Origin of the sequence: Streptomonospora litoralis, assembly GCF_004323735.1 — a bacterium.
Lineage (GTDB): Bacteria > Actinomycetota > Actinomycetes > Streptosporangiales > Streptosporangiaceae > Streptomonospora > Streptomonospora litoralis.
This window is the reverse complement of record NZ_CP036455.1, coordinates 1,212,134-1,225,927: the sequence shown is the minus strand read 5'-3', so window position 1 is coordinate 1,225,927 and position 13,794 is coordinate 1,212,134. Positions and strand designations below refer to the sequence as shown.

Annotated in this window: 14 protein-coding genes; 5 read left to right on the top strand and 9 right to left on the bottom strand. The window is 72.3% G+C overall.

What is annotated here, in order from left to right:
- Positions 1-145: 145 nt before the first annotated feature.
- Positions 146-715 carry a MarR family winged helix-turn-helix transcriptional regulator gene (locus tag EKD16_RS05230; protein WP_242677242.1) on the bottom strand — a complete coding sequence of 190 codons (570 nt, stop codon included), beginning with the start codon at positions 713-715 and terminating at the stop codon, positions 146-148.
- A 231-nt stretch (positions 716-946) separates the two neighbouring features.
- Here EKD16_RS05230 and EKD16_RS05225 point away from each other — a divergent pair, with 231 nt between their 5' ends.
- Complete coding sequence (locus EKD16_RS05225) at positions 947-2,617, top strand: glycosyl hydrolase family 18 protein (RefSeq protein WP_131097352.1); 1,671 nt, start codon at positions 947-949, stop codon at positions 2,615-2,617.
- Between the two features lie 87 nt (positions 2,618-2,704).
- Here the strand turns inward: EKD16_RS05225 and meaB are convergent, their stop codons facing one another.
- Positions 2,705-3,649 carry a methylmalonyl Co-A mutase-associated GTPase MeaB gene (gene meaB, locus EKD16_RS05220; RefSeq protein WP_131097351.1) on the bottom strand — a complete coding sequence of 315 codons (945 nt, stop codon included), beginning with the start codon at positions 3,647-3,649 and terminating at the stop codon, positions 2,705-2,707.
- Positions 3,650-3,879: 230 nt separating this feature from the next.
- Here meaB and EKD16_RS05215 point away from each other — a divergent pair, with 230 nt between their 5' ends.
- Positions 3,880-4,296 (top strand): PPOX class F420-dependent oxidoreductase, encoded by a 417-nt coding sequence (locus EKD16_RS05215; RefSeq protein WP_131097350.1) that lies wholly within the window; start codon positions 3,880-3,882, stop codon positions 4,294-4,296.
- A gap of 51 nt (positions 4,297-4,347) precedes the next feature.
- On the opposite strand, the gene EKD16_RS05210 is transcribed toward EKD16_RS05215, so the two are convergent.
- The 3 genes from EKD16_RS05210 to EKD16_RS05200 all read right to left on the bottom strand — a co-directional run bounded on the left by EKD16_RS05210 (position 4,348) and on the right by EKD16_RS05200 (position 7,047).
- Entirely contained in the window at positions 4,348-4,770 is a 423-nt protein-coding gene (locus EKD16_RS05210; protein ID WP_242677241.1) for a DinB family protein, read from the bottom strand.
- Between the two features lie 310 nt (positions 4,771-5,080).
- Positions 5,081-5,785 (bottom strand): carbon-nitrogen hydrolase family protein, encoded by a 705-nt coding sequence (locus EKD16_RS05205; RefSeq protein ID WP_131097349.1) that lies wholly within the window; start codon positions 5,783-5,785, stop codon positions 5,081-5,083.
- A 68-nt stretch (positions 5,786-5,853) separates the two neighbouring features.
- Complete coding sequence (locus EKD16_RS05200; protein WP_131097348.1) at positions 5,854-7,047, bottom strand: acetyl-CoA C-acetyltransferase; 1,194 nt, start codon at positions 7,045-7,047, stop codon at positions 5,854-5,856.
- Positions 7,048-7,131: 84 nt separating this feature from the next.
- Here EKD16_RS05200 and mce point away from each other — a divergent pair, with 84 nt between their 5' ends.
- Positions 7,132-7,611, top strand: coding sequence for a methylmalonyl-CoA epimerase (gene mce, locus EKD16_RS05195; protein ID WP_131097347.1), 480 nt, complete (start codon positions 7,132-7,134; stop codon positions 7,609-7,611).
- Between the two features lie 526 nt (positions 7,612-8,137).
- Complete coding sequence (locus tag EKD16_RS05190; protein WP_131097346.1) at positions 8,138-9,484, top strand: DivIVA domain-containing protein; 1,347 nt, start codon at positions 8,138-8,140, stop codon at positions 9,482-9,484.
- Between the two features lie 255 nt (positions 9,485-9,739).
- On the opposite strand, the gene EKD16_RS05185 is transcribed toward EKD16_RS05190, so the two are convergent.
- The 4 genes from EKD16_RS05185 to EKD16_RS05170 form a co-directional block, all read right to left on the bottom strand.
- The gene (locus EKD16_RS05185; RefSeq protein WP_131097345.1) at positions 9,740-10,477 is read right to left on the bottom strand and encodes an alpha/beta hydrolase; all 738 of its coding nucleotides are present in this window, start codon (positions 10,475-10,477) and stop codon (positions 9,740-9,742) included.
- A 75-nt stretch (positions 10,478-10,552) separates the two neighbouring features.
- Positions 10,553-10,867, bottom strand: a complete 315-nt coding sequence (locus EKD16_RS25215) for an ATP/GTP-binding protein (protein ID WP_165498497.1) — start codon at positions 10,865-10,867, stop codon at positions 10,553-10,555.
- 112 nt (positions 10,868-10,979) lie between these two features.
- Positions 10,980-12,170 (bottom strand): 3-hydroxyacyl-CoA dehydrogenase, encoded by a 1,191-nt coding sequence (locus EKD16_RS05175; protein ID WP_131097344.1) that lies wholly within the window; start codon positions 12,168-12,170, stop codon positions 10,980-10,982.
- A gap of 172 nt (positions 12,171-12,342) precedes the next feature.
- On the bottom strand, positions 12,343-12,729 hold the full coding sequence (locus tag EKD16_RS05170) for an SCO5389 family protein (RefSeq protein ID WP_131097343.1): 387 nt from the start codon (positions 12,727-12,729) through the stop codon (positions 12,343-12,345).
- A gap of 315 nt (positions 12,730-13,044) precedes the next feature.
- On the opposite strand from EKD16_RS05170, the gene nucS reads away from it, so the two are divergent.
- Positions 13,045-13,722, top strand: coding sequence for an endonuclease NucS (gene nucS, locus EKD16_RS05165; protein WP_131097342.1), 678 nt, complete (start codon positions 13,045-13,047; stop codon positions 13,720-13,722).
- Positions 13,723-13,794: the final 72 nt, after the last annotated feature.

Sequence of the window (13,794 nt, the reverse complement as noted above, 5' to 3'; positions counted from 1 at the left end):
CGTCTATCGTGAACTTATGGCCACAGGAAAGCGCATTCCGCGGCCATAAGTGCACGATCATCGCCGGATAGGCCGATTCGTGGGCCGACAACCGGGCGGCGGCCCCAACAAGGCCGCACAGCAGCCCGGCGTTCTTGAACACGGACTAACGGGCGCCGGTTTCCCCAGTGCTCGGCCGCTCTGCGGCGGCCTCCTCGCCGGGCAGCTCGGCGGCGGGGAAGTCGCCGAACTCAACGCGCAGCTTGGCGAAGATCTCGTGGATCCGCCACGCCTCCTCGTCGGAGTAGCAGTCCAGGCCGAAGTCCATGGCGACCAGGTCGCGGGTGGCCTGTTCGACGACCTCGCGGCCGCTGTCGGTGATCTCGGCGAGGGTGCCGCGGCCGTCGCTGGGGTTGGGCTTGCGGTACACGAAGCCCTGGCGCTCCAGGCGGTCGATGGTGTTGGTGACGCTGGTGGGGTGCACCATCAGCCGCTCGCCGATCTTGCCGAGGGGCAGTTCGCCCGTCGAGCTGAACGTGAGCAGAACCAGCGCCTCGTAGCGCGCGAAGGTCAGCTCGTAGGGCTTCAGCGCGGCGTCGAGCTGGCCGATGAGGATCTGCTGGGCGCGCATGATCGAGGTGACGGCGGCCATCGACGGGTTGGCGCCCCAGCGGCGCGTCCAGTTGTCGTGCGCGCGTCCGATGGGGTCGAACGGAAGATTCAGCGGGTTGCCCACGCCGACACTGTACCGACCCGGCCCCATGCGGCATTCGACGGGGAAGGCCCCGTTCTCAGGCGAAACCGCCTCCACCGGCGCCTAGGCACAGGCCGCCCCCGGCTCTCCTGCGCACCCGCCGGCGCGCCTTCGATCTGAGTTTCGTGATCATCCGCACCGCGCCTCTTGACCGGAGAGAACCAAACAGTAAAGTTTCCTAAAAATTCCCCCCAGGACGGAAGCGAGTGCACCATGCCTACCCCCCGCCTCCGAACACCCGCGCGGCTGTCCGCAGCGGCCGCGATCGTCCTCGCGGTCCCGCTCATCTCGGTCCTCCAGGCGACGACGGCCGCGGCCGACACCGTGTCCGGGCAGGTCACCGTCGAACATGTGGAGAACGCCCGCTGGCCGGGCGGATACCAGTCCCGGATCACCGTCGCCAACGGCACCGACGCCCCGCTGCGCGACTGGACCGTGCAGTTCTCCCTGCCCGAAGGCGCGCAGGTCCACCAGATGTGGAACGCCGACCTCACCGAGAGCGCGGACGGCTACACCGTGACCCCGCCGCACTGGGGCGCCGCCATCCCCGCCGGGGAGAGCTACACCTTCGGCTACAACGGCACCCGCTCCGGCCGTGACACGGACTTCACCTCGTGCACCGTCGACGGCGCCCCGTGCAGCGGCGACGAGTACCGCCAGGTCGGCTACTTCACCCAGTGGGGCGCGGCCGACCGCGGCTACCTGGTCAAAGACCTGGTGGAAAGCGGGCAGGCCGGGCGCCTCACCCACCTCAATTACGCGTTCGCCAATCTGGACGAAGACGGCCGCTGCTTCATGTCCGACGAGGAGGGCCGGGGCGACGCCCACGCGGACTACGGCCGGGTCCACACCGCGGCGGAGTCGGTCGACGGGGTCGCCGACGAGCCCGGCCAGGAGCTGCGCGGCAACTTCAACCAGCTCCGGGAACTCAAGGAGCGCTTCCCCGGCCTGCGCGTGAGCATCGCCATCGGCGGCTGGGCTTGGTCGGACCACTTCTCGGACGCGGCGCTGCCCAAGAACCGGGAGGCCGCGGTGGAGTCCTGCATCGACATGTTCCTGCGCGGCAACCTGCCCGAACTCAACGGCGCGGGCGGCAAGGGCGCGGCCGCCGGCGTGTTCGACGGCATCGACCTCGACTGGGAGTGGCCCGCCACCCCCGGTGAGCCCGGCAACGTGATCCGTCCCGAGGACAAGGAGAACTACACGGCGCTGGTCCGGGAGTTCCGCGACCAGCTCGACGCGCTGGAGCGTGAGAAGGGCCGCAACTTCGACCTGACGGCCTTCGTCCCGGCCAACACCGGCGCCATCGACGCCGGATACGAGGTCGACAAGCTCGCCGACGAGTTCGACTTCATGAACGTGCAGGGCTACGACTTCACGGGGGCCTGGAGCCCGACCACCGGCCACCAGTCCAACGTCCGCGTACCAGAGGACTCCCCCGCCGAGTCCCCGCGCAGCTACGAGACCGTCGTCCAGGCGTACCTGGACCGCGGCGCCCAGCCGGAGGACCTGGTCATGGGCGTCCCGTTCTACGGCCGGGGATGGAGTGGTGTGCAGCCCGGCCCACGGGGCGACGGCCTGTGGAGCGAGGCCGGCGGCGCCGCCGACGGCAAGTGGGAACCCGGCTTCAACGACTACAAGGTCCTCAAGCACTATGCGGACACGGAGGGCTTCACCCTCCACCGGGACGAGCACGCCGGCACGGCTTGGCTCTACGACGGCACCGAGTTCTGGAACTTCGACGACCCGACGGCCATCGCGCAGAAGGCGTCCTGGGCACGCGAGGCCGGGCTCTCCGGTGCCATGGCCTGGTCGCTGGACGGCGACGACTCCCGCGGCAGCCTGTTCCGGGCGCTGGACGGTGAGCTGAACGGCCGCGGCTGACCGCTCCTCGCGAGAAGGGGCCGATCGGAGCCGCGCGGCTCCGATCGGCCCCTTCTCGCGCCTGGCGCCCGGGCCCTCCCCGACGGGTCAGCCGTCGAGCGCCGCCAGCACGGTGTCGGCGGCGGTGTAGGGGTCCGCTCCCGCGGCCACCTCGTCGGCGAGCTTGTCCAGCGCGGCGTGCCCGCGGACGTCGGCCAACCGCCGGGTGAGCTCCTCCAGGGCAATGCCCTCGATCTCCCGGCGGGCGCGGTCGCGGCGGCGCGCCTGGAGCCCGCCGGAGGCGCGCAGGTGCTCGGCGTGCTCGTCGAGGCGGGCGAGCAGGTCGTCCACGCCCTCGCCGTCGGCCGCGGCCATGCTCACCACCGGCGGTTTCCACTCGCCGGGCTCGCGGTCGACCTGGGCGACCATCTGCCGCAGGTCGCGCACTGTGGCGCGGGCGCCCTCGCGGTCGGCCTTGTTCACGGCGAGGATGTCGGCGACCTCCAGCACGCCGGCCTTGCCGGCCTGCACGCCGTCGCCCATGCCCGGCGCCGACAGCACGACGGTGGTGTCGGCGTGCGCCGCGATGTCCACCTCCGCCTGGCCGACCCCGACCGTCTCGACCAGCACCACGGAGAAGCCGGCGGCGTCCAGGATGCGCAGCGCGTGCGGGGCCGCCCACGACAGGCCGCCGAGGTGGCCTCGTGTGGCCATGGAACGGATGTAGACGCCGGAGTCCGTGGAGTGCTCCTGCATGCGGACCCGGTCGCCCAGCAGGGCGCCGCCGGTGAAGGGCGACGACGGGTCGACCGCGAGCACGGCGACGCTTTCCCCACGCGCGCGCAGCGCCTTGACCAGCGCGCTGGTCGAGGTGGACTTGCCTACGCCGGGAGCGCCGGTCAACCCGACGATGCGCGCGTGCCCGGTGCGCGACGCGAGGCCCGAGACGATCCGCCGCAACTCCGGCGCGGCGTCCTCCACCCGCGAGATGGCCCGCGCGACCGCTCTGCGGTCCCCCTTCAGCACCCGCCGCACCAGGTCGCCGACCTCCATCGGGCTCCCTCCAAGCTCACCGCCACCGTTCGGACATCCGAGTATCCCAACCCGCGATCACGGCCGCACCCCGCCCCCGGAGTCGTGCCGGACGAGCGCCGATCGGCCGCTCGGGGCGATCGCACCGCGCGCCGTCGATACAGCCGTGCCCGGTTCGTGTATGACGAAGGGTCGGCCCGGACGCCGCGGCCGCCGGCGCAGCGCGAACACACCGCGAAGGAGAACCGAGCATGACATTCACCGACGAAGAGACCGCCTACCTGCGTTCGCACCCCATGGGCCGCCTGGCCACGGTCGCACCCGACGGACAGCCCGACGCCGTGCCGGTCGCGGTGGAGTTCGACGGCGCCCGCTTCTGGGTGGGCGGCGGCTCCACGGTCACCCGCACCCGCAAGTTCCGCAACATCGCCGCCGGGAACCCCAAGGTCGCCCTGGTGGTCGACGACATGGTGTCCTTCGAGCCTTTCATAGCGCGCGGCATCCGCGTCTACGGCCAGGCCGAAGCGCCGATCGAGCGCGAGGGCATGACCGGTCCGGGCGTCTACATGCGGATCACGCCGACCGTGTCGTGGAGCTGGAACATGGCGGGCGAGCCCGTCGGCGAGACCTGGTACGAGGCCAGGCGCACGGCCCACGGGACGGGCTAAGCCGTGTTCAGGAACACCGGTCTGCACAGCCGACCCGAGCCGCCCCCGGCTTCAGCCGCTCTCGCCGTCGCCGGTGCTGCCGTCGGTCTGCTCGCGCAGAATGTCGGCGTGCCCGGCGTGGCGGGCGGTCTCCTCGATCATGTGGACCAGGATCCAGCGCAGCGAAACGGTGATGTCCTCGCCTGAGTCGAAGACGTCGTCGAGGGAGTACCGGGCGGCGATCGCACGCGAGTCGGCGCATCCGCGCTCGTAGTCTGCCGTCAGGGAGGCGAGCGTGGCGTCCTCGGGCACCACCCAGGACTCGCCGCGGCCGGGCAGGTGGAGTTCTTCGGCGTCGCCTCCGGCCACGACGAGACGGAACCACTTGCATTCGACGACGGCCAGGTGCCGCAGTAGCCCGGCCAGTGTGGTCTCCGAGGAGACCAGCCTCCGCCGCGCCTGCTCCTCGGTGACACCGCGGACCTTGCCCGCCATGATCCCAGCGCTGGTAGTCGAGGAACGCCTCCAGCGTCCGGCGCTCGTCGGCGACACCCGCTTCGACGACGGGCTGCTTGGCCTGCCGCAGCGTTGCGGAGAAGTTCGTGCCCGGCGGCTGGGGCGCAGGCCGGTTTGGGATCGGGGAACCGCTGTCAGTGGTGGGATCTGCCATGCCGGGAACTTAGCCGTAACCTGCTGCCCGCGGAACCCTCGGGAGTGTGCGGCGGTCGGCCGGTTCCGGACGGTTCCGGGACGGGTTTGGCCCGGAACCGTCCGCGGCCGGTCGGAGGCTCGCCGAGGCCCGGTCTCAGGGCAGCACCGTGCGCACGATGGCACCGGTGTCGGCTCCCGCGCGGGCCGCGAGGGCGCCGCCGGGGCGCCACACCGCCGAGCGGCCCATGGCGCGGGTGTATCCGCCGCCGGTGCCACCGGCGAAACTGCTCATCGCGACGTAGACGCCGTACTCGGCGGCCACGCGGACGGCGCGCTCCTCTTGGGCCGTCGCGTCGCCGGCGTGGTCGAGCGTGGCGGCCAGAAGGGCGTCGACGCCCAGCGCGACCGTGGCCGCCACGTGGTCGGCCACGCCGAGGTCCTTGCAGATCGCCAGGCCGAAGCGGCGGCCGTCGACGTCGAGCACGACCGGTTCGGGGCCGGGTGCGAACCGCTCCGGCTCGGCACCGCCCGGGTGCATCTTGCTGTAGGCGTGGCGGGCGCGGTCGCCGTCGACGGCCAGCATCGCGATGTGCTCGGCGCCGCCCTCACCGGCCACCGGCGCGCCCACCAGCGCGATCGCGCCCGCCTGCGCGCACGACTGCACGATCGGCGCCAGCCGGGCGTCGTCCGGCGCGATCGCGGGCGCGTCCAGCTCGTATCCGGTCAGCGACAGCTCCGGGAACACCACCACGCGCGCGTCGGCGGCGCGGACCACCTCCGCGTGCACGGACGCGTTCGCCGCGACCGCATAGGACTCGCAGACGGGCTGGGCGACCGCTATCGCCAGTGGCTCGCGCATACCGGCGTCCCGGCTCCCTTCACTGGTCGGCTCCCTGGTCGGGCGGAGGTCCGCGGACGCCCGCGGAGTCAGGCCGCCGGGACCCGGAACAGCAGCGCGTCGCCCTGGCCGCCGCCCCCGCACAGGGCCGCGGCACCCAGGCCGCCGCCCCGGCGGCGCAGCTCGTACACGAGGTGCAGCGCCAGTCGGGCGCCGGAGACGCCGATGGGGTGGCCCAGCGCGATGGCCCCGCCGTCGGGGTTGACCTTCTCCGACTCCTCGGGGATGCCCAGGTCGCGCATCGACTGCAGCGCCACGCTGGCGAAGGCCTCGTTGATCTCGATCAGGTCCAGGTCGGCGACCTCGGCCCCGGCCTTGCCCAGGGCGTGGCGGATGGCGTTGGAGGGCTGGGACTGCAGCGCGTTGTCCGGGCCGGCGACGTTGCCGTGGGTGCCGACCTCGGCGAGGATCTCGCAGCCCAGCTCCTCGGCCTTGGCGCGACTCATGACGACGAGCACGCACCCGCCGTCGGAGATCTGCGAGGACGAACCGGCGGTGATGGTGCCGTCGGGGTCGAAAGCGGGCCGCAGCCGGCCCAGGCTCTCGGCGGTGGTGTCGGCGCGCACGCCCTCGTCCTCGGTCACCAGGCGGTCCTCGCCCTTGCGCTGCGGAACCCGGACCGGGGCGATCTCGGCCTCGAAGCGCCCGTCCTTAGTCGCGGCCGCGGCACGCTGGTGGGAGCGGGCGGAGAAGGCGTCCTGCTCGCTGCGGCCGATGCCCAGGCGGGCGTTGTGGCGCTCGGTGGAGGCGCCCATGGAGTCGCCGTCGAAGGCGTCGGTGAGGCCGTCGTGGGCGGTGGCGTCGAGCACCTCGACGGAGCCGTACTTGTAGCCCTGGCGCGCCTTGGGCAGCAGGTGCGGGGCGTTGGTCATGGACTCCATGCCGCCGGCCACGACCACGTCGAACTCGCCGCAGGCGATGAGCTGGTCGGCGAGCGCGACCGCGTTCAAACCGGACAGGCACACCTTGTTGACGGTCAGGGAGGGGACGCTCATCGGAACCCCCGCCTTGACGGCGGCCTGGCGCGAGGGGATCTGCCCCTGCCCGGCCTGGAGGACCTGCCCCATGACGACGTATCCGACCTGGTCGCCGCCGATCCCGGCGCGCTGCAGCGCGGCCTCTATCGCAAAGGCGCCCAGATCCACCGCCGAGAAGCCGGAAAGCGAGCCGAGCAGACGGCCGATGGGGGTCCGCGCTCCGCTGACGATGACGGATCCGGGCATTGAGGTGCCTCCGTTGCGTTCGTGCCACAGCTTGTCTGCCACGATACATACACGCAATTCGGAGGCTTTCTGGGAGGTGGGATCTTGCTCACCCGCATCGACCACGTCGGCATCGCCTGCACCGACCTCGACGCGACGGCCGACTTCTACCGCCGGGTCCACGGGTTCGAGATCGCCCACGAGGAGGTCAACGAGGAGCAGGGGGTGCGCGAGGCCATGCTCCGGGTCAACGGCACCGACGACGGCCACGCGACCTATCTGCAGCTGCTGGAGCCCCTCCGCGAGGACTCCCCGGTCGCCCGTTTCCTGGCCAGGCACGGCGAGGGGGTCCACCACATCGCCTTCGGCACCGCGGACGTCGCCGGGGCGGCCGAACGGATCGGCGGCCGGGGAGTGCGGGTGCTCGACGAATCCGCGCGGCCGGGTTCGATGGGCTCGGCGATCACGTTCCTGCACCCCAAGGACTGCGGCGGGGTGCTGACCGAACTGGTGCAGGCGGCGGACGACGGCGGGGACGCCGCGACGGCCGCGGATCGCCCGGACCAGGCGCCCCGGCGGGACTAGACCTAGACCCGTCCCAGCCCGTCGGCGGTGCCCGTTATGCTTGCCTCGCACCGCTGCGTGCCGCCCGGTTGTCGCCGCCGCGGCGCGCTCGGCGCCGGAGCGTGCGCGAAAGCGCACCGCGACGAAACCGTCATTTCGGCATCGTCGCACGTCCGGCCCCTTTTGGGCCCACGGCTCGGATCCGTGTGCCGCAAACCCTCCTCCGCGCGGCGTTGAGCTTGATAAAGTCTGCTAGCTACCGGGACTTCCGGTACGACCCGTCCCCTGCCCGTCACGGCCCCCCCGAGTCGGGCACGCTGCGTATAGCGTCCAGATCGTCGGCAAGCCTCCTCTGCTCCGCATTCCGTACCGATGGAGCGAACCCGCCCACGAACGCACAGTTCGCGGAGTACCCTCCCCTGGGAGTACCCCCGCTGGATCGTGGCGAGAGGAGCGGCCGCACCCGCCGATGCCGGTCCGCACACGCCTCGACTCGGCACGCACACCCGTAAGTAGCCGTCTCGTCACTCGTTCAGGATTCCGCCACATGTCGTCGTCCGATATTGAAGCCCAGCTCACCAATTTCTTCGAGGAAGGCAACCAGGCCACCGAGTTCGACGTGGTTCTGCGCGGTTACGACCGGACGCAGGTGCTGAACTACGTCGACCAGCTGAAGTCCGAGCTCCAGCAGTCCAAGGAAGAGTCCGAGCAGAGCCGGAACGACCTCGCCGAGGCCAAGCGCCAACTGGAGGAGCAGGAGCGCCCCACCTATTCCGGCCTGGGCGCGCGTATCGAGCAGCTGCTCCGCCTCGCCGAGGAGCAGGCCACCGAACTCGTGCAGGGCGCCCGCGCCGAGGCCAACGACATCAAGTCCGAAGCCAAGATCGAGGCCGCCGAGATGCGTTCGGCCGCCGAGAACGAGGCCAACGACCTGCGCACCACCGCTCAGCGCGAGGCCGACGAGCAGCGCTCGTCCGCTGAGAACGAGGCCGAGGAGATCCGCACGACGGCCCAGCGCGAGGCCGACGAGCTCACCTCCACGACTGAGCGCGAGGTGCAGAAGAAGCGCTCTGCCGTGGACCACGAGATCGCCGAGAAGCGGGCCACGTTCGAGGGCGAGATCGCCAAGCTGCGCACCACCACCGAGCGCGAGTGCGCCCAGGCGCGCGCCTCCGCCAAGCGCGAGCGCGACGAGACCCTGCAGACCGCCAAGCGCCAGGCCGACGAGATGCGTGCCCAGGCCCAGCGCACTCTGGAGGAGAGTGAGGCCAAGCGGGCGCAGGAGGAGGCCGAGTTCGAGATCCAGCTCGCCGGCCGCCGCGAGGAGGCCGAGCGCCAGGACGCCGAGCGCCTGGCCGCCGCCCAGGCCGCCACGCAGAAACTGGTCTCGGAGGCCGAGGAGCGCGCCGCCAGTGCCGAGCAGCGGGCCACCAAGGCCAGCTCGCAGGCCGAGCAGACCCGCCGCGACGCCGAGCAGCACGCCAAGCAGCTCGTCACCAACGCCAAGAAGAACGCCGAGCAGATCACCGGCGAGGCCAAGTCCAAGGCCGACCACATGGTCGGCGACGCCAAGTCCGAGTCCGACCGCATCATGGCCGTCGCCCAGCAGGAGGTCGACGAGAAGAGCCGCCAGCGCGACAGCATCCAGTCGCACCTGGACCAGCTCCGCCAGCTCCTCGGCGGCGGCGGTGGCGGCGACGCCGCCGCGGCACCCGCGGCACCCGCCCCCGCCCAGGTGCCCGCCCCCGAGCAGCCTGCGGCCATCGAGTCCCACGACGGCGACCAGCAGGGTCGGCAGCGCTCCGGCGGCGAGGACGCAAAGCAGCCCGTGGGCGCCGCCTCGGGCCGCAAGTCCGCCGCTGCCGAGGACGACGAGGACTGGTGGCAGGAGTAGTCGGCCACCCGGTCGGCCGCGCCGCCGTGGCGCGAAGACACCAACACTGTCACTACCACTGCCACGCACACAGGCACTGACACCGACACAGTGCAAGGCCCCGGCGGCCCGGATCTCTCCGGGCGGCCGGGGCCTTTTCGCGCGCGCAGCCCGCAAGCCGCCGTGCGCCCCGCTCCGGGGTCGCGCAGTGCCCGACGGGTCGCCGCCGCCCCCTCGGTTGAGAGAGTCGAAACGCCGGCGAGCGGGCCTTTCGCGTCAGCCGGTGAAGGTGTCGCGCTCGTAGGGGCCGTCCCACTCCCGGGGCAGCGGAGCCGCGCCGGGTGCGACGCGCTCCACGACCGTGTTCAGCACGGTGCGCACGTAGGGCTCGCCTACCCACAGGTGCTTGGCGCCCTCCACACCGATCACCTCGGCCTGTCCCACGCGCGCGAAACGCTGGCGCGCCTCGTCGGGCCGCAGGTAGTCGTCGAACTCCGGCACCAGCGCGACCAGCGGCTTGCCCGAGTCGCCCCACACGTCCAGGTCGGCGTCCGTAGCCCGGTGCAGCGGCGGCGACAGCAGGAGTGCGCCCTCCACCTCGGGGTCGCAGCCCCACTTCAGCGCCAGCTCGGTGCCGAAGGACCAGCCCAGCAGCCAGGGCCGCGGCAGCTCCTCGAACTCGGCGTACTCGATGGCGGCGGCCACGTCGTGGCGTTCCGCCTCGCCCTCGCCGAACTCCCCCTGGCTCTTGCCGTGCCGGGACTCGGTTCCGCGGGTGTTGAAGCGCAGCACCGCCACCCCGGCCAGCGTCGGCAGCCGGTAGGCGGCCTTGCGCAGCACGTGGCTGTCCATCATGCCTTCGGCCGTGGGCAGGGGGTGCAGGCAGACGAGTGCGGCCTCGGGCGCGCGGTCCTGCGGCAGGGCCAGCTCGCCGACGAGCTCCAGGCCGTCGGCGGTGTGCAGGGTGATCGGGCGGCGCTCGGCGGGCAGCACCGTGGTGGCGCGGATCTGCATCGGTCCTCGTTCGACAGTGGCGGTGGTGGGCGCGGCGCGGCACGGCAGCCGTACCGCGGTGGGGGCCGGCCGCGCTCAGCGGCGCGGAAAGCGGACGCCGCGGTCGGCACGCCGCTCCCAGCAGGAGGAGTGCCAGTGGCGGCGGTCCTCGCCGTCGCCGAAGGGGCGCCAGGCCACCACGTGCGGCATGGCCGGGGGGATCTCCTGCTGGCAGCCGGGGCAGCGGTAGGTCTTGGTGGCGGCGGCCCCGGTGATTCGCCGCACGGCCCATTCGCCGTCCGGGCCGGTCTCGCGCCGCTCGGCTCCGGTGACGCGCCGGAAAACGGCGTCGTCGTCGCCGGGCGGGCGGCTGGCCCCCCGGCGGCGGGGTGTGTTGCGGCGCGGACTCACGGTTCCAGGGTAGGGGCAGTCGCCCGGAACACCCCACAGCGGCCCGCACGAGCGGGCGCGGCGGCCCACGTGGGCGCGGCCGCCGGCGCGGCGGCCCGGCGGTCGGGACGCATCAGCGCAGCGACTCGCGCCCGACGAGTTCCGCGGCCCAGACGACCGGCGCGGGGGTCAGGCTGCTCAGCCCGGTCGGCAGCAGCGCGTCGATCAGCCCGCCGAACCAGTCGGTCCCCCGCTCCTCGAACAGCTCGATCGGTCCCTTGGGATAGCCGCAGCCGAAGCGCATGGCGGTGTCGACGTCCTGCGCCGCGGCGTAGCCGTCGCCGACCATCCGCAGCGCGTCGTTGACGTGCGGAGCCAGCAGCATCCCCGCGAGGTCGAAGTCGAAGTGGCCGCCGCGCAGCGCCTCGGCGACGGCACCGGTGGGGACCTCTTCGGCCGGCTCGCTCACGCCGGTGTGGTCGTAGAACCCGCGTCCGCTCTTGCGGCCCAGGCGCCCGGCGGCGACCATGCGGCGCAGCAGCGGGGCGGCGGCGTAGCGGGGCTCTCGGAACTCGTCCCAGAGCACGTCCAGCACCGCGAGGCACACGTCGACGCCGACGAGGTCGGCCAGGGTCAGCGGCCCCATCGGCAGACCGGCGTCCTTGGTGACCGCGGTGTCGATCTCCTCGCGGGAGGCGATCCGGCGCTCGTAGACCGAGACGGCGTCGTTGATGAAGGGCACCAGCAGGGCGTTGGCGACGAACCCGGCACGATCCGTCACCGCCACGGGGGTCTTGCCGATGCGCTTGGCGACCTCGGTGGCGATGTCGGCGGTCGCCTGGGAGGAGGTGATGGTACTGACGACCTCGGTCAGCTTCATCACCGGGGCCGGGTTGAAGAAGTGCAGGCCCACGACCTTGTCCGGGCGTCCGGTGAGCGCTGCGATCTCGGTGACCGACAGCGAGGACGTGTTGGTCGCCAGAATGGTGCCGGGCGGGCAGATGCGGTCGAGGTCGGCGAAGACGTCGCGCTTGAGGTCCATCCGCTCCGGCACGGCCTCGATGGCGAAGTCGGCGTCGCGCAGGTCCTCGCGATCGGTCGTGAAGAAGATCCGGTCGAGGATGCTGCCCTGCTCCTCCGCGCTGAGCTTGCCGCGTTCGACGGCCTTGGACAGCGAGGCGCGCACGTGGCCGCGGCCGCGTTCCAGGGCGTCGCCGTCGATCTCCACACCCGTCACCTGGAACCCGGCCCGGGCGAACACCTCGGCGATACCGGCGCCCATGGCGCCCAGCCCGACCACGCCGACCTTGTCGAATTCCTGCATGCGCCCACCCTACGCGCTCGCGCGCGGGCGCCGGAGCACGGACGCCGCGACGAGTGCACCCCCGCCCGGCCGGCGGTGGGCCGTGGCGCTCTGCGAAGGCCTCGGGGCACGCACCCGGGGTGCACGGCCCCGAGGGACCGGCACCGCGGGTGCCCCGGGGCGCCCGGACGGTTCAGCAGTCGACGAGCTCCGGCGACTGGTTGAGCAGCTGGGCGCGCGGCGAGGCGAACTCGGCGCGGGCGGCATCGGCGCCCGGCTTGAACAGCGCGACCCGGTGGCAGTTCTGGAAGGCCAGGCGCATGCCGAAGTGGTCCTCCACGGCGGCGCGCATGGCGTCGCTGGCGAGCAGGCGCAGGAGCTGGCCCCGCTCGGCCTCGCCGGGCGGCGGCACCTCGTTGGCCTCGAAGTCGGCGTCGCCGGCGGCGGCCCGCTCGGCCAGGCCGCTGACGACGCTCCAGGCGTAGGGCAGCGATTCGCGGATGCAGGCGATGAAGTCGGCGTTGTCGACGGGGCCCTGCTCGGCCTTGTGCAGGAGTTCCGGCGAAACCGTCAGCGACATGGACGTCCCTCTCTTGTTGGCGACCGACCGGCACGCTGAGCGCGCGGCCCACGCGGGGCCCGCACCCGGCTTGCCGCCGGGGACCCCGCGCACCGGTCTGCGACGTTAGTTCTCCGTGCGCGTACCGTCACGGCACCGAGGGGCCACATCTGGCTACCCCCGGCGTCATATGAAAATAGTTTTCATTCTCGTTTCGCGCCACCGGTTCGGGGAAATCCGCGTGCAGCCGTGCGCGATCAGCCCGAGCAGGCCCGGACGGCGCACGGCGAGCGGCATGACCGCGGCCCTCGTCACACACGGCTAGGATCGTGCAGCGTGAGACTCGTGATCGCCCGCTGCAGCGTCGACTACGTCGGACGCCTCACCGCCCACCTGCCCATGGCACCCCGGCTGCTGCTGTTCAAGGCCGACGGCTCGGTCTCGGTGCACGCCGACGACCGCGCGTTCAAACCGCTCAACTGGATGAACCCGCCGTGCTCGGTGAAGGAGTCGGCCGCGGACGACGGCACCGAGGTGTGGACGGTCACCCACGGAAAATCCGGCGAGAAGCTCGTGCTGCGCATCGAGGAGATCCAGCACGACAGCACCCACACTCTGGGGGCCGATCCCGGGTTGCAGAAGGACGGCGTCGAAGCCCACCTGCAGGAACTGCTCGCCGAGCACATCACCACGCTCGGCGACGGCTACACCCTGATCCGCCGCGAGTACCCCACCGCCATCGGACCGGTCGACATCCTCTGCCGCGACGGCGACGGCGGCACGGTCGCCGTCGAGCTCAAGCGCCGCGGCGACATCGACGGCGTCGAGCAGCTCACCCGCTACCTGGAACTGCTCAACCGCGACCCCTCGATCAGCCCCGTCAAGGGCGTCTTCGCCGCTCAGGAGATCAAGCCGCAGGCGCGCGTCCTGGCCGGCGACCGCGGAATCGGCTGCGTCACACTCGACTACGACGCGCTGCGCGGTATCGAGCCGGACACGCCGCGCCTGTTCTGAGAGGTGCGGGCGGAGCCCTGGACAGGCGGCCGCCGGAACCGGCGGCGGGGCACCGCGGAACCGACTATGACA